At 72.0% G+C, this 19,141-nt stretch carries 19 protein-coding genes; 11 read left to right on the plus strand and 8 right to left on the minus strand.

Annotated features, from left to right (window positions below; genetic code table 11):
- Nucleotides 1–361 precede the first annotated feature (361 nt).
- The 4 genes from RKD23_RS04325 to RKD23_RS04340 all read left to right on the plus strand — a co-directional run bounded on the left by RKD23_RS04325 (nucleotide 362) and on the right by RKD23_RS04340 (nucleotide 6,499).
- On the plus strand, nucleotides 362–580 hold the full coding sequence (locus RKD23_RS04325) for a type A2 lantipeptide (protein WP_424852390.1): 219 nt from the start codon (nucleotides 362–364) through the stop codon (nucleotides 578–580).
- 102 nt (nucleotides 581–682) lie between these two features.
- Nucleotides 683–1,489, plus strand: a complete 807-nt coding sequence (locus RKD23_RS04330) for an HlyD family efflux transporter periplasmic adaptor subunit (RefSeq protein ID WP_424852391.1) — start codon at nucleotides 683–685, stop codon at nucleotides 1,487–1,489.
- On the plus strand, nucleotides 1,486–3,678 hold the full coding sequence (locus tag RKD23_RS04335) for an NHLP family bacteriocin export ABC transporter peptidase/permease/ATPase subunit (RefSeq protein ID WP_424852392.1): 2,193 nt from the start codon (nucleotides 1,486–1,488) through the stop codon (nucleotides 3,676–3,678). Before RKD23_RS04330 ends, RKD23_RS04335 begins: the two co-directional genes overlap by 4 nt.
- Before the next feature lies 1 nt (nucleotide 3,679).
- Complete coding sequence (locus tag RKD23_RS04340) at nucleotides 3,680–6,499, plus strand: NHLP bacteriocin export ABC transporter permease/ATPase subunit (protein WP_424852393.1); 2,820 nt, start codon at nucleotides 3,680–3,682, stop codon at nucleotides 6,497–6,499.
- Nucleotide 6,500: 1 nt separating this feature from the next.
- Here the strand turns inward: RKD23_RS04340 and RKD23_RS04345 are convergent, their stop codons facing one another.
- On the minus strand, nucleotides 6,501–7,004 hold the full coding sequence (locus RKD23_RS04345; protein ID WP_424852394.1) for an SRPBCC domain-containing protein: 504 nt from the start codon (nucleotides 7,002–7,004) through the stop codon (nucleotides 6,501–6,503).
- 123 nt (nucleotides 7,005–7,127) lie between these two features.
- Between RKD23_RS04345 and RKD23_RS04350 the strand changes: the two genes are divergently transcribed.
- The 5 genes from RKD23_RS04350 to RKD23_RS04370 are packed head-to-tail and all read left to right on the plus strand — an operon-like array spanning nucleotide 7,128 to nucleotide 10,320.
- Nucleotides 7,128–8,135 (plus strand): Ppx/GppA family phosphatase, encoded by a 1,008-nt coding sequence (locus RKD23_RS04350; RefSeq protein WP_424852395.1) that lies wholly within the window; start codon nucleotides 7,128–7,130, stop codon nucleotides 8,133–8,135.
- 33 nt (nucleotides 8,136–8,168) lie between these two features.
- The gene (locus RKD23_RS04355) at nucleotides 8,169–8,354 is read left to right on the plus strand and encodes a hypothetical protein (protein WP_424852396.1); all 186 of its coding nucleotides are present in this window, start codon (nucleotides 8,169–8,171) and stop codon (nucleotides 8,352–8,354) included.
- A gap of 32 nt (nucleotides 8,355–8,386) precedes the next feature.
- Entirely contained in the window at nucleotides 8,387–9,409 is a 1,023-nt protein-coding gene (locus RKD23_RS04360; protein WP_424852397.1) for an iron-containing redox enzyme family protein, read from the plus strand.
- 22 nt (nucleotides 9,410–9,431) lie between these two features.
- A complete protein-coding gene (locus RKD23_RS04365; RefSeq protein ID WP_424852398.1) occupies nucleotides 9,432–10,082 on the plus strand; it encodes a HemK2/MTQ2 family protein methyltransferase in 651 nt (216 codons plus the stop codon).
- A complete protein-coding gene (locus tag RKD23_RS04370; protein WP_424852399.1) occupies nucleotides 10,066–10,320 on the plus strand; it encodes a CDGSH iron-sulfur domain-containing protein in 255 nt (84 codons plus the stop codon). Before RKD23_RS04365 ends, RKD23_RS04370 begins: the two co-directional genes overlap by 17 nt.
- A gap of 165 nt (nucleotides 10,321–10,485) precedes the next feature.
- On the opposite strand, the gene RKD23_RS04375 is transcribed toward RKD23_RS04370, so the two are convergent.
- Complete coding sequence (locus tag RKD23_RS04375) at nucleotides 10,486–10,920, minus strand: protease inhibitor (protein WP_424852400.1); 435 nt, start codon at nucleotides 10,918–10,920, stop codon at nucleotides 10,486–10,488.
- A 336-nt stretch (nucleotides 10,921–11,256) separates the two neighbouring features.
- On the opposite strand from RKD23_RS04375, the gene RKD23_RS04380 reads away from it, so the two are divergent.
- Nucleotides 11,257–11,781, plus strand: a complete 525-nt coding sequence (locus RKD23_RS04380; RefSeq protein ID WP_424852401.1) for a hypothetical protein — start codon at nucleotides 11,257–11,259, stop codon at nucleotides 11,779–11,781.
- A 53-nt stretch (nucleotides 11,782–11,834) separates the two neighbouring features.
- Here RKD23_RS04380 and RKD23_RS04385 read toward each other — a convergent pair whose 3' ends face one another.
- Nucleotides 11,835–12,479, minus strand: a complete 645-nt coding sequence (locus RKD23_RS04385) for a hypothetical protein (protein WP_424852402.1) — start codon at nucleotides 12,477–12,479, stop codon at nucleotides 11,835–11,837.
- A 298-nt stretch (nucleotides 12,480–12,777) separates the two neighbouring features.
- Between RKD23_RS04385 and RKD23_RS04390 the strand changes: the two genes are divergently transcribed.
- Entirely contained in the window at nucleotides 12,778–13,647 is an 870-nt protein-coding gene (locus RKD23_RS04390) for a glutaminyl-peptide cyclotransferase (protein WP_424852403.1), read from the plus strand.
- Here the strand turns inward: RKD23_RS04390 and RKD23_RS04395 are convergent, their stop codons facing one another.
- The 5 genes from RKD23_RS04395 to RKD23_RS04415 form a co-directional block, all read right to left on the minus strand.
- Nucleotides 13,648–15,090 (minus strand): RICIN domain-containing protein, encoded by a 1,443-nt coding sequence (locus RKD23_RS04395; RefSeq protein WP_424852404.1) that lies wholly within the window; start codon nucleotides 15,088–15,090, stop codon nucleotides 13,648–13,650. It abuts the gene before it with no gap.
- A gap of 449 nt (nucleotides 15,091–15,539) precedes the next feature.
- On the minus strand, nucleotides 15,540–15,917 hold the full coding sequence (locus RKD23_RS04400) for a toxin Doc (protein ID WP_424852405.1): 378 nt from the start codon (nucleotides 15,915–15,917) through the stop codon (nucleotides 15,540–15,542).
- Between the two features lie 3 nt (nucleotides 15,918–15,920).
- Nucleotides 15,921–16,166, minus strand: coding sequence for a hypothetical protein (locus RKD23_RS04405; protein ID WP_404030967.1), 246 nt, complete (start codon nucleotides 16,164–16,166; stop codon nucleotides 15,921–15,923).
- 91 nt (nucleotides 16,167–16,257) lie between these two features.
- On the minus strand, nucleotides 16,258–18,501 hold the full coding sequence (locus RKD23_RS04410) for a glycoside hydrolase family 9 protein (protein ID WP_424852406.1): 2,244 nt from the start codon (nucleotides 18,499–18,501) through the stop codon (nucleotides 16,258–16,260).
- A gap of 115 nt (nucleotides 18,502–18,616) precedes the next feature.
- Nucleotides 18,617–19,063, minus strand: coding sequence for a pyridoxamine 5'-phosphate oxidase family protein (locus RKD23_RS04415; RefSeq protein WP_424852407.1), 447 nt, complete (start codon nucleotides 19,061–19,063; stop codon nucleotides 18,617–18,619).
- Nucleotides 19,064–19,141 lie beyond the last annotated feature (78 nt).

Genomic DNA, 19,141 nt, shown 5'->3' on the forward strand with positions numbered 1-19,141 from the left:
GAATCCCCGCTTCAGGGAATCTGCACACCGAATACCCAACCGGCGCACGGCAGTCGACGGATCTGCACAAGCACCGGTGGCCGGTCATGCCTTTGGGGCGGGAGTGCCGGAATTCGCCGCACCCGCCTCGCGGGCCCCTCACCCCCTTGTCGCCCAGGTTGTGAAGAAGTCGCCACCAAGCCGTGCGCGCGCCTGCACCAATACGTTGCGCGGGGAGCCCAAACGCCCAGGTGAGGGGGCTGGTTGATTGGAAGGGCGAGGCGGCCGCGTGCTTTTATCCATCGCACCGCGGCCGTTCTTCTGTCCCCGCAGAGGGGGCCGCTTTCCCCCTTGTGAATATCCAATGAAGGGAAGTTCCATCATGAACTCCACCCCCCAGGTCGAGACCGCCGAGATCGCCGACGCCGACCTCGACAACGTCTCCGGCGGCCTGCAGCTGAACGCCCTCGACAGCACCCTCGGCCTGGCGCAGGAGGTTGCCCCGGGTGCCTTCGGCCTGGTCAACACCGCCACCGGCCTGGTCCAGGGCGTGGCCGGCGTGAACGTGTCCCCGATCCAGGGCGCTGTCGCGGGTCTCTGAGCCCAGCCGAGCACACCTTGACGTGCTCTTGAGTCCCGGGGCCTCCTGACGGGCCCCGGGACTCGTTCTGTCCCGACGCGCATCACCGGGTGAGGAAGATCCGTGCAGTTCCGCCAACAGGCCCTCGCCAAACTCCAGTCGCCGGAAGAGCTCGACCTTCCCGTGCGGCTGGCCCGCCCGCAGGGCTGGCTCGTGCTGTCCGTGACGCTGGTCGCGATGGTGGCCGCGTCCGTGTGGGCGGTGACGGGCTCGGTGTCCTCCACCGTGAGCGCTCCCGCCGTCCTCACCCACGGCCGCGGCAGCTACATCCTGCAGAGCCCGGTCGCGGGCCAGGTCACCGACGTCCTGGCCGAGCCGGGCGGACAACTGGCCATGAACGCACCGGTGTTGAAGGTGCGGACCGCCGAGGGCGAGACCGTCGTCCGGGCGGTCGCCGCGGGCCGGGTCACCGCGCTCGCCGCCTCCGTCGGACAGATCGTCTCCACCGGCGCCGACCTCGCCGCCGTGGAGAAGGTGACGCGCGCCGACGCCCCGCTGTACGCGACGGTGTACGTGCCCGCGAAGAGCGCGGCCTCGATCCCCGTGGGCGCGGCCGTGGACCTGACCGTGCAGACGGTCCCGGCGCAGAGTTACGGGGTGCTGCGCGGCCGGGTGAAGTCCGTGGACCCCGCCCCGCAGTCGGCCCGGCAGATCGCTGTGTTCCTCGGGGACGCCCAGCTGGGCGAGCAGTTGAGCCGCGACGGCCGCCCGGTGGCGGTGCTGGTGCAGCTGGAGCGGGCGACGGGCACGAAGAGCGGCTACCGCTGGTCCACCTCCGACGGGCCGCCGCACGCGCTGACCTCCATGACCCTGGCCGACGGCTCGATCCATCTGGCGGATCAGCGTCCCGTCGACTGGCTGCTGCCGTGACCGCGACCAGGCGGCGTGCTGCCGCGCCCCCGCCCAAGCCGCGCACGAAGACCGTGCGCACCCCGACCGTGCTCCAGATGGAGGCCGTCGAGTGCGGCGCCGCCTCGCTGGCGATGGTGCTGGCCCACCACGGCCGGCACGTCCCGCTGGAGGAGCTGCGCATCGCCTGCGGTGTCTCCCGCGACGGCTCGCGGGCCTCCAACCTGCTGAAGGCGGCCCGTAGTTACGGCCTGACGGCCAAGGGCATGCAGATGGACCTGGCGGCTCTCGCCGGGGTGCAGGGTCCGGCGATCCTGTTCTGGAACTTCAACCACTACGTCGTCTACGACGGCATGGGCCGCCGCTTCGGCCGCCGCGGTGTGTTCGTCAACGACCCCGGCAAGGGCCGCCGGTTCGTGCCGATGGAGGAGTTCGACGGCAGCTTCACCGGTGTGGTGCTGGTGCTGGAGCCGGGCGAGGGCTTCACCCGGGGCGGGCGGCGCACCGGTGTGTGGGGCGCGATGCCGGCCCGGCTGCGCGGCACGGCGGGCACGCTGCCCGCCGCGGTGCTGGCGAGCCTGCTGCTGGTGCTGGTCGGCGCGGCGGTGCCCGCGCTGAGCCGCACCTACATCGACACGTTCCTGATCGGCGGCCAGACCTCGCTGCTGGGCGTGCTGTTCACCGCGATGGGCGCGTGTGTGCTGCTCACGGTGGTGCTGACCTGGCTGCAGCAGGCCAACCTCCATCACGGCCGGATCATCTCCTCGACGCTGTCGAGCGCGCGCTTCCTGCGCCATCTGCTGCGCCTGCCGGTGACGTTCTTCGCCCAGCGCAGCCCGGCCGACCTGGTGCAGCGCCTGCAGTCCAACGACGCCGTCGCCGAGACGCTGGCCCGCGATCTGGCGGCGGCCGGCGTGGACGCGGTGGTGGTCGTGCTGTATGCCGTCCTGCTGTACACCTACGACCCTCAGCTGACGGGCGTCGGCATCGGCGTGGCCCTGCTGAACGTCGTCGCGCTGCGGATCGTCGTACGGCTGCGGGCGACCCGGACGGCGAAGCTGCGGGCGGACAGCGCGCGGCTGACGAACACGGCGTACACCGGGCTGCAGTTGATCGAGACGATGAAGGCGACCGGCGGGGAGGACGGCTACTTCCGCAAGTGGGCGGGGCAGCACGCGACCACGCTGGAGGAGCAACAGCGGCTCGGGGTGCCGGGGGCGTGGCTGGGTGTGGTCGCGCCGGCGCTGGCGACGCTGAACAGCGCGCTGATCCTGTGGATCGGCGGGCTGCGGGCCGTCGAGGGGCATGTGTCGGTGGGTCTGCTGGTCGCCTTCCAGGCGCTGGTGACCCGGTTCACCGCGCCGCTGACCCGGCTCAACGGCGTGGTCGGGCGGATCCAGGACTTCGCGGCGGACGTGGCCCGGCTGAAGGACGTGGAGAACTTCCGCGCCGACCCGTTGTACACACGCAAGGGCGAGTCGACGCGGCGGCTGCAGGGCCATGTGGAGCTGGAGAACATCACCTTCGGCTACAGCCCGCTGGACAAGCCCCTGCTCAGCGGCTTCGACCTGACGGTCGGACCCGGGCGGCAGGTGGCGCTGGTCGGCGGCTCGGGCAGCGGCAAGTCGACGGTGTCCAGGCTGATCTCGGGCCTGTACACGCCCTGGGAGGGCGTGATCCGCATCGACGGCAGGCGCCTTGAGGACATCCCGCGCGGCGCGCTGGCGGCCTCGGTGTCGTTCGTCGACCAGGAGGTGTTCCTGTTCGAGGGCAGCGTGCGGGACAACGTGGCGCTGTGGGACCCGTCGATCCCGGACGAGGCGGTGGTGGAGGCGCTGAAGGACGCGGCGCTGTACGACGTGGTGATGCGCAGGCCCGGCGGCATCCACAGCCCGGTCGAGCAGGACGGGCGCAACTTCTCCGGTGGTCAGCGGCAACGCCTGGAGATCGCGCGGGCGTTGGTGCGCCGGCCGAGCATCCTGGTGCTGGACGAGGTGACCAGCGCGCTGGACGCGGAGACCGAGCAGGTGGTGATGGACAACCTGCGCCGGCGCGGCTGCGCCTGTGTGGTGATCGCGCACCGGCTGAGCACCGTACGCGACAGCGACGAGATCGTCGTGCTGCAGCACGGCACGGTCGTCGAGCGTGGCCGGCACGAGGAGCTGGTGGCGCGCGGCGGGGCGTACGCGGCGCTGGTCAGGGAGCGGTGAGATGACGGCCGTACAGGACGTGTACGAGGGCGACGCGGTGCTGACCGCGCTCGGCGCGATGGGCAGCCGGATCGACTGCACGGGCTTCAGCCGCCTTGAGCTGGAGGGCCCGCAGGTGCTGTGGCTGGTGGCGGCCGGGGCGCTGGACCTGTTCGCGGTGGACGCCGTACAGCAGGGCCAGTGGCATCATGTGGGCCGCCTGGAGGCGGGCGCGCTGCTGCTCGGACCGGTGACGGGGCCTCAGCACTCGCTGGTGGCACGGCCGTTGCGGGACTGCGTGGTGCACCGGATCGCGCTGCGGGAGCTGTACCAGCAGCCGCAGACCGTGTCGTACGACGAGTGGGGCAATCCTCAGTACCTGCCCCCGCAGCCGAGTCCGCTGGAGCACGCGCTCGCCCTCGGTGTGGGCCGCGGTCTGTCGGTGCTGTTCGAGGCGCCGATGGCGGCCGACCCGACGGCGGCGATGGCCGACGACGACGTGTTCTGGATGCAGGTGCCGCCCGGCAGCGTGCAGTACGGCTCCCTGTACGGCGCGGAGGCGGCCGCCGATCTGCTGATGGACCCGGCGCTGTGGCAGAGCCTGGTCGAGCAGCAGTACCGGCTGCTGACCACGCTGGACCGCTGGATCGAGGAGCTGGAGCAGCATCACGAGACGCGTGCGGCGGCGGGCATCCGGGCCGGTGAGGCGGTGCGCGCGCAGGCCGACCGGACGCTGCTGGCGTCCATCGGCAGGACCTCGTCGCGGCGCCAGACGGCGGCGGACGCCGACGCCACGTACGCGGCGTGCAAGCTGGTCGCCGAAGCAGCCGGGATCACGCTGGCGGAGCCCGCGCACGGCGGCACCGAGAGCGAGCGCCTCGACCCGGTCGAGCGGATCGCGCTGGCCTCGCGGGTGCGGACCCGGGCGGTACGGCTCGACGGACGCTGGTGGCGCGACGACGTGGGCCCGCTGGTGGGCCGGCGGGCCCTGTCGGGGGCGCCGGTGGCGCTGCTGTGGCGGCGCGGCGGCTATGTCGCGGTGCAGCCGGCCACCGGGCGGGAGACGCCGGTGGAGAAGGCGAACGCGGGCGAGTTCGAGCCGCGCGCGGTGATGCTCTACCGGCCGCTGCCCGAACTCCGGCTCGGCCCCCTCGGGCTCGCCCGGTTCGTGCTGAGCGGCACCCGCGGGGATGTGGCGGCGCTGCTGGGCGCGGGCCTGGTGACGGTGGCGATCGGCGCGCTGGTGCCGGTGGCGACCGGCAAGGTGCTCGGTGAGTACGTGCCGAAGGCGCAGGCCGGGCTGATCGGCCAGGTGTGTCTGGCGGTGATGGTCAGCGCGCTGGTGTCGGCGGCGTTCATGCTGCTGCAGAACCTGACGATCCTGCGTCTGGAGGGCCGGATCGAGGCGACACTCCAGCCGGCCGTGTGGGACCGGCTGCTGCGACTGCCGACGAGCTTCTTCGCCGGGCGGTCCACCGGCGAGCTGGCGAGTGCCGCGATGGGGGTGAGCGCGATCCGGCGGCTGCTCGCCGGTGTGGGCCCGACGGTCGCGCAGTCGGTGACCGTCGGCGCGATGAACCTGGCACTGCTGCTCTGGTACAGCGTGCCGATGGCGCTGGCCGCGGTCGGCATGCTGGTGCTGGTCGCCGCGGTGTTCCTGGGCCTGGGGCTGTGGCAGGTGCGCTGGCAGCGGCGGCTGGTGAAGCTGACGAACCGGCTGAACAACCAGGCGTTCCAGACGCTGCGGGGCCTGCCGAAGCTCAGGGTCGCGGCGGCGGAGAACTACGCGTACGCGGCATGGGCGGGCGAGTTCGCGCGCAGCCGGGAGCTGCAGCAGCGGGTCGGCCGGATCAAGAACCTGTCGGCGGTGCTGGGCACGGTGTATCTGCCGGTGTGTTCGCTGCTGATGTTCATGCTGCTGGCGGGCCCGGCGCGGGGCGCGATGTCGGCCGCGGACTTCCTGGCCTTCCACACCGCGGTCACCATGCTGCTGACCTCGGTGACCCAGCTGACCGGCGCGTTCGTGTCGATGGTGGCGGCGCTGCCGCTGTACGAGGAGATCAAGCCGGTGCTGGCGGCGGCGCCCGAGGTGCGGTCGGCGAGCACCCGGCCGGGTCCGCTGTCAGGAGCGCTCGAGGCGCGGCGGCTGTCGTTCCGCTACTCCGACGACGGGCCGCTGGTGCTCGACGACGTGTCCTTCGAGGTGCGGCCGGGCGAGTTCGTGGCGGTGGTCGGCCCGAGCGGCTGCGGCAAGTCGACGCTGCTGCGGCTGCTGATCGGCTTCGACCGGCCGGTCTCCGGGAGCGTGCTGTACGACGGGCAGGACCTGGCGGCGCTCGACCAGTCTGCGGTGCGACGGCAGTGCGGGGTGGTGCTCCAGCACGCGCAGCCGTTCACCGGCTCGATCCTGGACGTCATCTGCGGCACGGAGCCGTACACGCCGGAGGAGGCGATGGCCGCGGCGGAGCTGGCGGGGCTCGCCGACGACATCCGGCGGATGCCGATGGGCCTGCACACGATCGTCTCCGGCGGCGGCGCGGTCTCCGGCGGGCAGCGGCAGCGGCTGATGATCGCCCAGGCGCTGATCCGGCGTCCGCGCATCCTGTTCTTCGACGAGGCGACCAGCGCGCTGGACAACGAGACGCAGCGCCGGGTGATCGAGTCGACCAAGGCGCTCGACGCGACCCGCGTCGTGATCGCGCACCGGCTGTCCACGGTGCTGGACGCCGACCGGGTGATCGTGATGGAGAACGGCCGGGTCGTCCAGCAGGGCCCCCCGGCGCACCTGCTCGCCGACACCGCCGGGCGGCTGCACGAGCTGGTGCGGCGGCAGCTGGCCTGAGTCACTCCAGGCCGGGGACAGGGGCGCCCGAGGGGAATCCGGCCTGGACGTAGCCGTCGTAGGCCTCCTGCCACAGGGCGCCGGGTCCCGTCGGGGTGCGGCCGTCGGCCATGGCGTCCAGGGCGGTCAGGCACACCTCCCAGCCGGCCGCGTTGCGGGCCGCGGCCTCCGCGTCGGCGAGGACGTTGGTGAGCGTCAGCCGGGTCCGCTCGGGCTGCTCCGGCGCCACGTCGAGGCGGATCTCGTCGCCGCCCCACTCGAAGGCCAGGTGGCGGGGCTCGTCGACGGCCAGGACCAGGCCGGTGGAGCCGGGCTGGTTGGGGTCGCCGCTGAAGCGGACCGTGCCGCCGGGGCGCAGCTCGAACTCGGTCCGGGCGGGGAACCACCCGGGGGCGGTCAGCATGGACCAGACCCACTCGACGGGACGGGCGTAGACGCGGCCGATGACGACGGCGGGGCGGCCGTCGTCCAGGGCGAGAAAGGTGCCGGTGAGGTCGGCGGGCATGGTGGATCACTCCTTCGGGAGCCGTGCGATGCCCCATTCCTCCCGCAACGACGGCATACGTACACCCCGGGTGGCCGGAAGACGTCCGTTCTCGCACCCCGCCGGATGGGTACTCGCCTGCCCATGCGGATCAGTGTGGTGGATGTCGGATCGCACACGGTGCGGCTGGTCGTGGCGGATGCGGGGAGCGGGGTGCCGCTGCCGGTCCACACCGCCAAGTGGCGGCTGCGGCTGACGGATTGCCTGGAGCCGGGCGGACGGCTGCCCGAGGAGGCCGTGGAGCGGCTCGTCGGAGCGGTGGCCGAGGCGAAACGGACCGCGGCCCGGTGGGGCGCGGAGCCGCCGCTCGCCTTCGCGACCGCCGTGGTCCGAGCCGCGCCGAACCGGCGCGAGGTGCTCGACGCGGTCACCTCCCGCACCGGCGTCGCCCTGTGCACCCTGCCGGGTGAACTGGAGGCCGAGCTGACGTTCCTGGCGGCCCGCCGCTGGGCGGGCTGGCGGGCAGGTCCGCTGGCGGTGCTGGACATCGGCGGCGGCTCGCTGGAGGTGGCCTTCGGCCGGGGCCGGCTGCCGGACTTCGTGGCCTCGCTGCCGCTGGGGGCGGGCCGGCTCACCCGCGAGTTCTTCGCGGGCGAGGACCCGCCGGGCCCGGCCCGGGTGAGGGAGCTGCGCCGGGCGGTGCGGCACCAGATGCGGGACGTGGCGGCACGCATCCGCTGGGAGGGGCCGCGCAGCGCGGTGGCCACCTCCCGCACCTTCCAGCAGCTCGGCCGGCTGTGCGGCGCCCCGCCCGGCCGGCAGGGACCCTTCACCCAGCGGCTGATGCGCCGCTCCGACCTGCGCGCCGCCGCGGACCGGCTGGCCGGTCTGTCCGTCGCCGAGCGCGCCCTGCTGCCCGGCATCTCGGCGCCGCGTGCCGCGCAGAGCCTCGCCGGCGCCGTCGTGGCCCATACGGCGATGAAGCTCACCGGCATCCCGGAGGTCGAGATCTGCCCCTGGGCGATCCGCGAGGGCGTCCTGCTGCGCCACATCGAGGACGGCCCCGCCTGGTGGGCCCGTATCGCCGAGCCCGCCGACGACACCCCGGCCACCGAGCCGGTCCCGCTGCGCATCGCGGGCGCCCACCGCTGACCGCTCGCTCAACGGACGTACGAAGGAGCCGCCATGTCGGACGAGGACACCCGCCCCGAGGAACATCCCGAGACCGCCCGCGAGGAGGTGCTCCGCGAGATCCTCGACGCCGAGCGCCGGGTCGGCGAGGACGACGAGGAGGAACGCCGCCACCGAGGTGAGGCCGGCGAGGCGATCACCCCGAACACCGAGGCCCAGGAGGAGTCGCAGGGCGAGTGACACCACCGGCGCCGGGTGGGTACCCGGGGCGCATGGATCAAGAGCGTACGGAACCGTGTCCGCCGTCGCCGCGGGGGCCGGTCTCCGCTGCCGTACGGGAGTATCTGCTCGGCACGGGGCCGTTGCCGCCCCCGGAGGAGGTCGCGGCCGCGGAGCCCTACGGCGACGACCTCCAGCTGGCCCTGCATCTGTGCTACGAGCTGCACTACCGGGGCCTGGCCGGAGTGCCCGCTGACCGCGAGTGGGACCCCCAGCTGCTGCACACCCGGGCCGCGCTGGAGCACCGCTTCCTCACCGCGCTACGCGCGGACGTCCCGGCCCACGACGACGTGGCCGGGGCTCTGGAACGCCTGCTCGTCGAGCCCGCCGACGCCGAGGGCGTCAGCCACTTCCTGGCCGACCGGGGCGAGTTGTGGCAGGTGCGCGAGTACGCCGCCCAGCGCTCGGTCTACCACCTGAAGGAGGCCGACCCGCACGCCTGGGTGCTGCCCCGGCTGTACGGCCGGGCCAAGGCGGCGATGGCCGCGGTGGAGTTCGACGAGTTCGGCGGCGGCCGCGCCGACCGGGTGCACGCCGACCTGTTCGCCCGGCTGATGGACGACCTGGGACTGGACACGGCGTACGGCCGCTACGTGGACGCGGCCTGCGCCCCCGCCCTGGCCACCGTGAACCTCATGTCGCTGCTCGGCCTGCACCGCTCCCTGCGGGGCGCGCTCGTCGGGCACTTCGCGTCCGTGGAGGTCACCTCCTCCCCCGCCTCCCGGCGCCTGGCCAAGGCGATGCGCCGCACGGGCGCGGGCCCGGCCGCCGAGTTCTTCTACGACGAGCATGTAGAGGCCGACGCGGTGCACGAGCAGGTCGTACGGCACGAGGTGGTCGGCGGCCTGCTGGAGGCCGAGCCGAATCTCGCCGCCGACATCGCCTTCGGCATCGACGCGACCGAGTGGCTGGAGGACCGCCTGGCCGGGCATCTGCTCGGGGCCTGGCGGGCGGGGAGGTCGTCGCTGCACGCGCCGCTCCCCGAAAACCAGAAGGCCGTTTCCGGTATTTCATGACATTCTTGGGTACCTGGGGTCCATGATCCCCTTCACCCCACCCGGTGTGTATCCCCCGCAGGAGGACACCGCCCTGCTGGCCGACGCACTCTCCGAGGAGCCACTGCCGCCCGGAGCATCCGTCCTCGACGTCGGCACGGGAACCGGCACATTGGCGCTGGACGCGGCGCGGCAGGGCTCACGGGTGACGGCGGTGGACGTGTCCTGGCGGGCGGCATGGGCGGCCCGGGTCAACGCCCGGCTGGCCGGCCTGCCGGTCCGCGTGCGGCGCGGCAACCTCTTCGCCCCCGTACGCGGCCAGTCGTTCGACCTCATCCTCGCCAACCCCCCGTACGTCCCCGCGCCCCCGGGCTCGGGGCGTCCGCGCGGGGCGGCCCGCGCCTGGAACGCGGGCCCGGACGGCAGGCTCGTCCTGGACCGGATCTGCCAGGAGGCCCCGGCGCTGCTGCGGCCCGGCGGCGTGCTGCTGGTGGTGCACTCGGCGCTCAGCGGACCCGAGAGCACGGTCCTGCGCCTGCGGGACGCGGGGATGAAGGCGGCCGTCGTACGGCGCCACCGCATCCCCTTCGGGCGGGTGCTGCGCTCCCGGCGGGACTGGCTGCGCGAGCGGGGCCTGCTGTCCGCCGCCGACGACACGGAGGAGCTGGTGGTCGTCCGTGCCGAACTCACCTGAGCCGGTCCGCAAGGACCCCGAGACCGAGACACCCCGCCGGGTCGTGGCCCGGCGGCAGGGCCCGCTGCTGATGGAGGGCCCGGTGGAGGTGGAGCTGGAGGACGGGTCGGTGGTGCGGTCCGACCGGTTCCGGGTGGCGCTGTGCACCTGCGCGCGCAGCCGCCGCTTCCCGTGGTGCGACACCAGCCACCGCACCCGGGAACAGCCCCGGGACCGTGATACAGGACGTGAAGCATGACGCGACGCATGATGCAGGGCATGAAAATGCCGGGGTCCGGCCGGGCGGCCCCACTCCGCCCGGCCGGTCCCCGGCGCGGGAAACCGCAGGAACTCAGCGACCGTGCCCGCACTCCCCAGTCACGGGTCCGGCTCTGTCCAACGCGTTCCGTACGGCCCCGGTCCTTTAGAACGAGAAGAGGCTCGATTCGACGGAGCTCTTCACGCACTCGTTGGCGAAGGTGCGCTCATAGGAGACGCGCTGACCCCGCCAGACGCCGGTGACGGTGACGACCACGGGGTCCCACTCCCGGGTGCACAGCACGTCCTGCCGGCTGTTCAGCGCGTCGAAGTCGCCTCCGGCCGCGCGCAGTTCGGCGCAGGCCGCGGCGGGCGCCGGATGGGTGCCCGTGGGCACCGTGGAGCAGTCGAGCGTGACAGCACGCTCGGGGGTGACGCCGGCCGCGGTCTCACCGTGGCCCGTGGTGAGCACCAGGGCGGACGGGGCGTAGAGAGACGCCGGTGCGCTGCCGGGGGCGGCGAGGGCGGCCCCGGTCAGGGGTCCGCAGAGGGCGCCGGCCGTGAGGCCGAGGGTCGCTGCCCAGCGCGCGGTGTTCCGCATTGTGTGCATCCTTCCGCTCGATTCGGGGGGTGCCGGCACGGGGACCGGGTGTGGTCCCCGACCGGCGACCGCGAGTCTGCCGAGAACGCCGCCGGAATTCACATCGAACCCATAGGTTTCAGTAACCTTGCGTATTGAATCAGTGGCGTGAAGTCACGGAATCGAGCGTTCCAAGCACCGATTAGTCCGCTCCATGATCATCTGCAGTGGCCGAATGGCCGCTTTTCTCACGCTGCGTAATCGGCTGGAAACATTCCGGATCGGCCCCCGAGCAGCCCCCGAAGAGCCCCTGCGCGACCCCTTGCGTTCATGAACCGCGCGAGTAATCGTCATTACATGATTACGAAGCAGCAGCAGGAGGAACTACGCGGCTGGTTCGCCGGCCGTCTGCCCGACGGCCTCTTCGAGGAGCTGACCGAGGTCTCGGTCGACCGCGAGGAGATCACCGTCATCGGGCGCATCCCCGAGCCCCGGCTCGCGGAGGACGCCCCGCCCGCCGAACGCGACGCGGCCGTACGGGGCCGGATCGAGGAGTTCCGCGAACGCACCCGCGAGGACCGCATGGCGGTCGCCCGCGAGGCCGAGCACCGCTTCCGCAGGAAGGTGTCCTGGGGCGTGGAGTGCGGGACGGAACGTGCTCTGTTCACGCATGTCGCCGCTCCGGTGATGACCCGGCTGCGACAGAGCGAGCGGCAGGTCCTGGACACCCTCGTCGCCTCGGGCGTGGCCCGCAGCCGCAGCGACGCCCTCGCCTGGTGCGTGCGGCTGGTGCGGCGGCACACCGACGACTGGCTGACCGAGCTTCAGGAGTCGCTGGAGCACGTGCACGAGGTCCGGGACCGGGGTCCGGAGGCCGACTGACACCGAGAGCCCTCTGCCGAAGGGGAAACATCGGCAGAGGGCTCTCTCTCGGCTCAGGAAGTCAGCCGGAAACGCTGGTCGGTCGTGTTGGTGCCACCAGGGCTGTTGATGTTGTTGTTGGTGGAGATGTTGTTGAAGAAGGAGAGGAGTCCGCTGAGGTTGATCGGCAGGAGGGACCCGTTGCCGTCCCCGTCTCCATCTCCATCGCCGTCACCATCGCCGTCACAGTCGCCGCCCGTGATGGTGGTGGGGTCGCTGTCCATGTCGGAGAGGCCGCTGCCGATTCCCTGCGCGGTGTTGGTGACCGTACAGGGGGTGTTCGCGGCGACATCGACCACGACCTGAAACGTGTAGGTCCCCTCAAGCACACCGGTCCCGAAGCAGTCGACCGTCGTTTCTGTGTTGTTGCAGTCGAAGATGGCCGAACTCTGGGTGAAACTGTCGATGGTGAGACCTGTGGGAAGCTCGTCGTACACCGTGAGGGACGGCTGTTCCCCGACGACTTCCAGAGTGATGGTGTACGTGCCCTGGCCGCCCCGCGCGAAGGTTCCGGTGTGGGTCTTCTCGATGTCGATGCTGCCCGACGACGGCGGCTGGGCGGCTGCGGGCGTGGCGCCGACGGTGAACGGGAAGGCGGAGGTCAGCCCCATCACCACGGCGAAGGCGGCGATCCGCCACCTCAACCCGAATCTGCTCATACGGGAATCTCCTGTGAACTGTCGTCGACCGCGGAATTGCGGTCGCTACGGAGGGGGAGGGGGAGTGCGAGCAGGCATGAGACTTGCATACAAGGCGCTTTGCTACGTGACCCGGCTTATGGGAGCCATTGCCGTTTCACCCGTTCGCTGCGACGGAGCAAGACCCGGCGGAGCAATTGGGTGAAATCGATCTCGGTCCCGTCATGGACGAATGGGGTTCCATTAGCGTCTGACACCCGAACCGCCGTGTTCTCCGGAAACGAACGAAGTGATGAGCATTCATCGATTGAGGCAGGGGATGGCGCGCTTCGTGCTGGGCGTGCTGGTTTCCGGCGCCGCCCTCGGGGCCTGCTCCCCCGGCTCCACCGACAGCGCGGCACGCACGACAGCTCTGCCCAAGGGATCGCGTGCCGCCCGCGCCCAGCTGTGGCGAGTCGAAGTGCAGGATGTCCTCCCCCACGATCCGCAGGCCTTCACCCAGGGCCTGGAGTTGCACGGCGGCACCCTCTACGAAAGCACCGGCCTGGTGGGCCGGTCCTCCGTGCGTTCCGGACCGCCGGGTGAGCCGCCCACCGTGCTCGCCGAACTTCCGGCGCCTCTGTTCGGCGAAGGCATCACCTTGTCCGGTTCCAGCCTGTGGCAACTCACCTGGCGCGACGGCATCGCCGTCGAACGCGATCCCAAGACCCTCGCGGAACGCCGCAGGGTCACCTACCAGGGCGAGGGATGGGGCCTCTGCCACCACCGCGTCGCCGGACGGGAGCAGCTGGTGATGAGCGACGGCAGCGACCGGCTCACCTTCCGGGACCCGGTCACCTTCAAGGCGACAGGCGGTGTCGACGTACGCCAGGACGGCCGGCCGGTGAAGCTGCTCAACGAGTTGGAATGCGCACCCGACGGCTCCGTCTACGCCAACGTCTACCTCACGGACACGATCGTGCGCATCGATCCGCACACCGGCACCGTCACCGCTCGTATCGACGCCGCCGGCTTGCTGACGCCGTCCGAACGCCGCAGAGCCGAGGTCCTCAACGGCATCGCCGCCGTACCGGGCACCGACCAGTTCCTGATCACCGGCAAGCTCTGGCCTCACCTCTTCAAGGTCACTTTCGTCCCGGCCGGTGATGGAGGAGATCCGCCTCCCCCGTCTCCGGCCGGGCCGGTGTGATCAGTTCCCCACGGCTCGGCGCCAGCGTTGCAACTCCGAGCCGTCCCTCACCTTGACGACGATGTCAGCGCTCGTGTCGGCGGTGGTGGCCGCCAGGGCCAGGCTGTCGTCCCAGCGGGGCAGCAGCTCGCCCTTGTCCGTGAACTCGTAGCGGACGTCGTCGGCCCGTGGGTCGTCGCGTGCCGCGCACCTCGCGAGGATCACCACACCGGCGTCCATGTGCGAGTCCAGGCACAGGCTCGGCTCGGCATCGCTGCGGAGCAGGCCGTCGGACGCGTAGGACCACAGTTGGGTGCGGGCCGATGTGCAGGTGGCGAGGCGGGTGCCCGCGCCGGGGCGTGGCTGCCCGTCGATGTCGAGGCAGAGGCCCGCGCCCGCGTTCAGCAGGCCCGGCTCGGGTGACGGGTCGCGGCCGCTCGCGCCCGTCGAGGCCATCGGCTCGGCCCTGTCGTCGGTGCCCCACAGCCCCGCCGCGAGGACGATCGCGAGAATCCCGGCCGAGGCCAGGCCGACTCCGGTGAGCAGGGCCCTCGGTGAGCGCCGGGGGGCCGGGGTGCGGGACGGCAGCCTGTGGCGTGCCCCCGTGCGCGGGCCGGGTGTCGCGCGGGCCCGGCCCGGGCGGGACTCGACATACCGGCGGGCGCCCCAGCCGAGTACCGCCTCGGCGAGGAGTTCCCCCAATCCGCTCTCGAAATAACTCAGTTGTTCGGCGGCGGCCCGGCAGTAACGGCACTCGGCGACATGCCGGCGCACCTCCGGAAGGAGGGCTCCGCCGCGCCGGATGGGCACGTCGAGAAGGCGGTTGTAGAAGCGGCATTCTTTTGTCGGCGCGAGTTCCCGATGGGCGCGGACGCAGCCTTCCCGGAGTTTTTCACGCGCCTGTTCGACGGTCGTCGTGGCGACTTCGACGTCCATGCCGAGCAGCTCCGCCGGAACGGCGACCGCTTCCGCCTCGACCTCGGTGTGCCACAGCAGGCACTGATCGATGCGCCGCAGCTCCTTGAATGCCCGCTCGGTGAGTCTGCGGTTCTCCGGCGTTCGCGCGGGCGCGACCCGCATGCCGCGCCCTCCGGCCGGTCTGGTCAGATCCGGCAGTACGGCGGATATCCGCTCCTCGGCGGCCCACAGCCGCACCGTGTCCCGTACGGCGGTCAGCAGCCGTGGGCGCAGGGCGACGGCGCCTTCGCCGAGGGTGAGGCGGTCGAGGAGCTGGTGGACGGCGGCGGCGGTCACCATCGCAGCGGTGGGCCCGGCGTCCGCGAGGCAGATGACCGCGTACTCGTGCGCGGGCCGCCAATGCCGCGCGATCAACAGGGCGGTGGAACGGGAGACCTCCGCGTCCGTGTTTCCCCGGAGCCGGCCGGCGAGCGACTCGTCGGATTCTCCGGGAAACGCGCCGGGTGGCGGGTAGGGCGGACGGGGAGGGTGGGGGGTGGGTGGCACTGAACGGATTCCTTCCCACGCGTATGTGCGACACACAGGAGTTCGGCCGACTGAGAAAAGAGCCCGGACTCCGGGCGGTTCACCCTGGCACAGCGCACACAAGGCCAACAAGGCACTTGGGAAACATGCGTATCACTGAAAGAAAGTCAGGAAGGGATCCGGCCTGCCGAATCGCACTGCTTTTCGCCATTCCATGCGCCCCGTGTGAAAGGCGCGCCCGCAGCGGTCCGCCGCGCACGCTCCCGGCCTCCGGGGGCACGTAGTGGACTGGGCAGCGGCCTACTCGGCAGGCCCCGCGCGGGACGGCGGCTCTCCTGCGCGAAATCGGCCGCCGGCCCTGTTCCTCCCGCCCTCGGCCGGCGGCCCCGAGCGTCCGGCCGGGGGGCACGGGAAGCGGTCTCCGCAGGGCCGGCGGCCACACCGGCGGGGCTGTATCCGCCCAGTAGCGGCTATATCTGCCAGGAGCGCAGCCGGTCGGCGGCGCCGTAGACGTCCGTGCTGCCGTCGATGAGATCCCGGGCGAGGTCCACCAGCGCCCCGTACGGCGGGTCGATGCCGACGCCGCTGACGAACATGTAGGCCACCGCGGTGGCGCAGGCGAAGCGGGCGTTGGCCGACGGCAGGGGCCTCAGCAGCGCGAGGGTGTGCAGCAGCGCGGCGGCGCGCCAGGCGGGGTCGGAGTCGACGCCCAGCCGGGGCGGGTCCACGCGGTGCCGGGCGACGGCGGCGACCAGCGCGGAGAAGTCGTTGATCGTGGGCTGCTCCGGCAGCACTTCCTCGTGGCGCTGGAGCAGCCAGGGCACGTCGATGTGGATGACGGGTGTCATCGGTCAGGCGACCCGCCCCGCGCCCTTGGCGGGCGCCTCGTCGTCGGGGAACGCCGCGGCGAATTCGTCGGCGTGGGCCGAGAAGAACCGGCGGAAGGCCTCGGCGCCTTCCTTGAGCGCGCGGTGCCGGGCGATGTCGGCGGCGGCCGCCTCCCGCACGAGGGCCTTCATCGACGTACCGCGCTCCTTGGCGATCTGCCGGAGGTCCTCGAGCTCGCGCTCACTGAACTCCACATTCAGGGCTGGCATGACGACACGGTACCGCTCGGGTACTTACCCGTAAATACTCCCAGGTCACAAGCGTCCCGAGGCGGTACCGGCCGTCATACGGTCAGCTCGGTCAGCCCTGGTCGGCGACGAAGGACGCCATCCGGGCCAGAGCGGCGTTCCAGTTGATCGTGTGCTCGTTGGTCGACCAGGACTGGATGTCGTCGATGTAGCAGAACTGCCCGACACAGCCCTGGAGCTTGCTCTGCGCGAAGGGGTCCTGGATGCCGGAGTTCGCTCCGCCGGCCAGAGTGCCGCGCGGCGGGTTCGGCTGGTTCGGGTCGAGCTGGTGGGCGTACCACCGGGCGTGCTGGTTGTGGGCGCTGACCTCGCCGTAGCCGGTGACGTAGGAGATGTTCAGCGCGTTGCGGCCGAGCAGGTAGTCCATGGCCTGGAGCGCGCCGTCGCGGTACTTGGCCGCACCGGTGAGGTCGTACGCCGTGGCCAGGACGACCGCGTTGTTGAGGATCTGGTGGTTGGAGCCCCAGTCGTACTTGTTCTCGTCCGGGGCGTACGGCACTCCGTACGGGTGTGCCTTGAGGGTGGCCAGGTAGCGGTCGGCGCCCTTGACGACCGACTGGCGGACCTTGTCCCGGCCGGGCAGCGCGCTCGGCACCAGCGCCAGGTCCAGGCGGCCCGCCGCGGCGGTGCGCGCCCAGTCGAAGCCGATGGGGCCGAAGATGTCGGCAGTGTGGACCGGGGAGTTGAGCACGCGGTCGGCGAACTGCTTCTCGCGGGTGGTGAGATACAGCTCGGCCGCCGCCCAGTAGAACTCGTCGGCGACATCGCCGTCGGCGTAGGTGCCGCCGCCTATGCCGTCGCTGTCGGAGGCGTACACATCCGGGTGCGCGAGCGCCGCCGACCAGGCCTTGCGGGCGGCCGCCAGGGCCTTCGCCGCGAACTGCCGGTCGTAGGGGGCGTACAGCCGCGCCGCCTGGGCCGCGGTCGCCGCCAGGTTGAGGGTGGCCGCGGTGGTCGGCGGGTGCAGCTCGCGCTTCTGCGGGTCGTCGTGCGGCATCAGCGGCAGGCCGGTCCACTGCTCGTCGTGGATCTTGTGGTGGGCCATGCCGGCCAGCGGCTGCCCGTCGGGCACCTGCATCTTCAGCAGGAAGTCCAGCTCCCAGCGGGCCTCGTCGAGGATGTCCGGCACCTTGTTGCCGCTCTCGGGGATGGCGAGGGTGCCGTCGCGCAGCCTGCCCTGCTCGCCGGTGCGGGCGATCCTGGCACGCTCGTAGGTGCTGAGCACCTCCCAGGTGGAGATGCCGCCGTTGACGACGTACTTGCCGTGGTCACCGGCGTCGTACCAGCCCCCGCTGACGTCCAGGGTGTAGTCGCACACGCCGGGCTGGCAGGGCACGGCCGTGTCGCCCTGGTTGGGCGCGGTGCCGACGTGGCCGGCGGGGCGGCCGTAGCCGGGGCGCAGGTCGTCACGGATGGGGGTCCCGCTGCGCTGCGTGTAGTAGTACTTCAGCGCGTCCAGGCGCAGTTGCTCGTAGCCGGCCGTGCCCAGGTCGAAGGGGCGGCTGGTCTCGCCGTCGGCGACCAGGGTGAAGCCCTCGCCCGCCGTGCGGTAGGCGCCGAAGTCGATCGAGTGGACGTTCTGCCCGGAGGAGGCGTCCGTCCCGCGCGGCACGGTCCAGCCGCGCGCGACCACGGCTCCACCGGCGTTCTTCAGCTGCCAGGGCAGCCGCGCGGTCGCGTCGGTGACGAGCGTGGCGTTCTTGGGTCCGGCGGGCAGATAGCCGACCTGGTTGACCCGCACCCGCGGCCCGGTGTCCGGCTCGTACGACTCGGGCGGTACGCCGCCCAGCAGCGAGACGTCGTCCATGCAGAAGCGCCAGGCGTCCGCGGCGCCGCCGACCTGGAAGGCGACCTGCGCCTGGCTGGTGTCGACGGGCGAGGTGAAGGTGTAGGAGTAGGAGTTGCCGGACACGCTGAGCTGCGGCGACACCTCGAACCAGGTGTCGTACGGAGCCGTCGAGAGCCCGACGATCGCGCGGACGACGTGCCCCTCGGGCGTGCCGGTGGCGCTGAAGGAGAAGCGGTACGACTCCCCCTTGACCAGGGTGACGTCGTTCTGGCCGACGGAGGCGTCCCAGCGGTTGGCCGTGCCGCCGGGCACGTCCGCGCACATACGGCCGGTGTCGAGGCCGGCCGTGACGTTGCTCGAGGCCCACCAGGGGTCGGTGCCGGTGTCGAAGGTGCCGTTCCTGAGCTGCTCGACCTCGTCGGCCGTGGCGGACGGCGTGGGCAAGGCGGTCAGGGCGGCCGCCAGGAGCGTGGTGAGGGACACCAGGGCGGTTCTGCGTTTGTACACGTGTCGGCTCCTCGGGGAAGGCGCGCATGGGAGCGCTCCCAAAGTACGGTCGAGGCACATGCTTGTGGCAGGCATGACACTGCGTCAACCGTCGTGACACACCCCGACCCGTCGGTCACACCGCCCAGCGGCCCTCCCGCATCAGTTCGCGGCCCGCCATCTCCTCCACCTCGCGCCAGGCCTGGACCCGCCGCGGGGTGACCCGGAACCAGCGGTAGGGGGTGGTGAGGGTGCGCGGGTCGAAGCCGGTGCGGGCGGCGAACCGGTCGCCCCGCTCCGTCGGCAGGGCGTCCGTCTCCAGGACGTCGACCTCGCCCTCGATCATCGTCACGTCCCGGGTGTGGCCGAGGCTCAGCCGGACGCCCCGGCCGGAGGCGAGGTTGCGGCCGGTGGGGCTGTCGGCCGGGGTGGCGAGCAGCAGGGCCTCGCCGTCCCAGTCGAAGGACAGCGGGACCAGGTACGGCACGCCGTCCGCGGAGGCGCTGGCCACCCAGACGTCCACGTCGTGGGCGAGGCGGTGCTCGGTGTCGCGGCGGCGCTGGGTGGGGGTGCGGGGGGTCATGAGTCCTCCGGAGGTCTCGTACTCGGTGCGCTCAGGTTCTCCCCCGGGGCACCGCGGCCGCCTCCGTGCCGGCCACGG

The organism is Streptomyces sp. SAI-170, from assembly GCF_049739565.1.
GTDB lineage: Bacteria > Actinomycetota > Actinomycetes > Streptomycetales > Streptomycetaceae > Streptomyces.

Coding starts and splice junctions, on each gene's coding strand:
- RKD23_RS04325 (WP_424852390.1), top strand. CDS start 362: ATGAACTCCACCCCCCAGGTCGAGACCGCCGAGATCGCCGACGCCGAC.
- RKD23_RS04340 (WP_424852393.1), top strand. CDS start 3,680: ATGACGGCCGTACAGGACGTGTACGAGGGCGACGCGGTGCTGACCGCG.
- RKD23_RS04345 (WP_424852394.1), bottom strand. CDS start 7,004: ATGCCCGCCGACCTCACCGGCACCTTTCTCGCCCTGGACGACGGCCGC.
- RKD23_RS04350 (WP_424852395.1), top strand. CDS start 7,128: ATGCGGATCAGTGTGGTGGATGTCGGATCGCACACGGTGCGGCTGGTC.
- RKD23_RS04355 (WP_424852396.1), top strand. CDS start 8,169: ATGTCGGACGAGGACACCCGCCCCGAGGAACATCCCGAGACCGCCCGC.
- RKD23_RS04360 (WP_424852397.1), top strand. CDS start 8,387: ATGGATCAAGAGCGTACGGAACCGTGTCCGCCGTCGCCGCGGGGGCCG.
- RKD23_RS04365 (WP_424852398.1), top strand. CDS start 9,432: ATGATCCCCTTCACCCCACCCGGTGTGTATCCCCCGCAGGAGGACACC.
- RKD23_RS04375 (WP_424852400.1), bottom strand. CDS start 10,920: ATGCGGAACACCGCGCGCTGGGCAGCGACCCTCGGCCTCACGGCCGGC.
- RKD23_RS04380 (WP_424852401.1), top strand. CDS start 11,257: ATGATTACGAAGCAGCAGCAGGAGGAACTACGCGGCTGGTTCGCCGGC.
- RKD23_RS04385 (WP_424852402.1), bottom strand. CDS start 12,479: ATGAGCAGATTCGGGTTGAGGTGGCGGATCGCCGCCTTCGCCGTGGTG.
- RKD23_RS04390 (WP_424852403.1), top strand. CDS start 12,778: ATGGCGCGCTTCGTGCTGGGCGTGCTGGTTTCCGGCGCCGCCCTCGGG.
- RKD23_RS04400 (WP_424852405.1), bottom strand. CDS start 15,917: ATGACACCCGTCATCCACATCGACGTGCCCTGGCTGCTCCAGCGCCAC.
- RKD23_RS04405 (WP_404030967.1), bottom strand. CDS start 16,166: ATGCCAGCCCTGAATGTGGAGTTCAGTGAGCGCGAGCTCGAGGACCTC.
- RKD23_RS04415 (WP_424852407.1), bottom strand. CDS start 19,063: ATGACCCCCCGCACCCCCACCCAGCGCCGCCGCGACACCGAGCACCGC.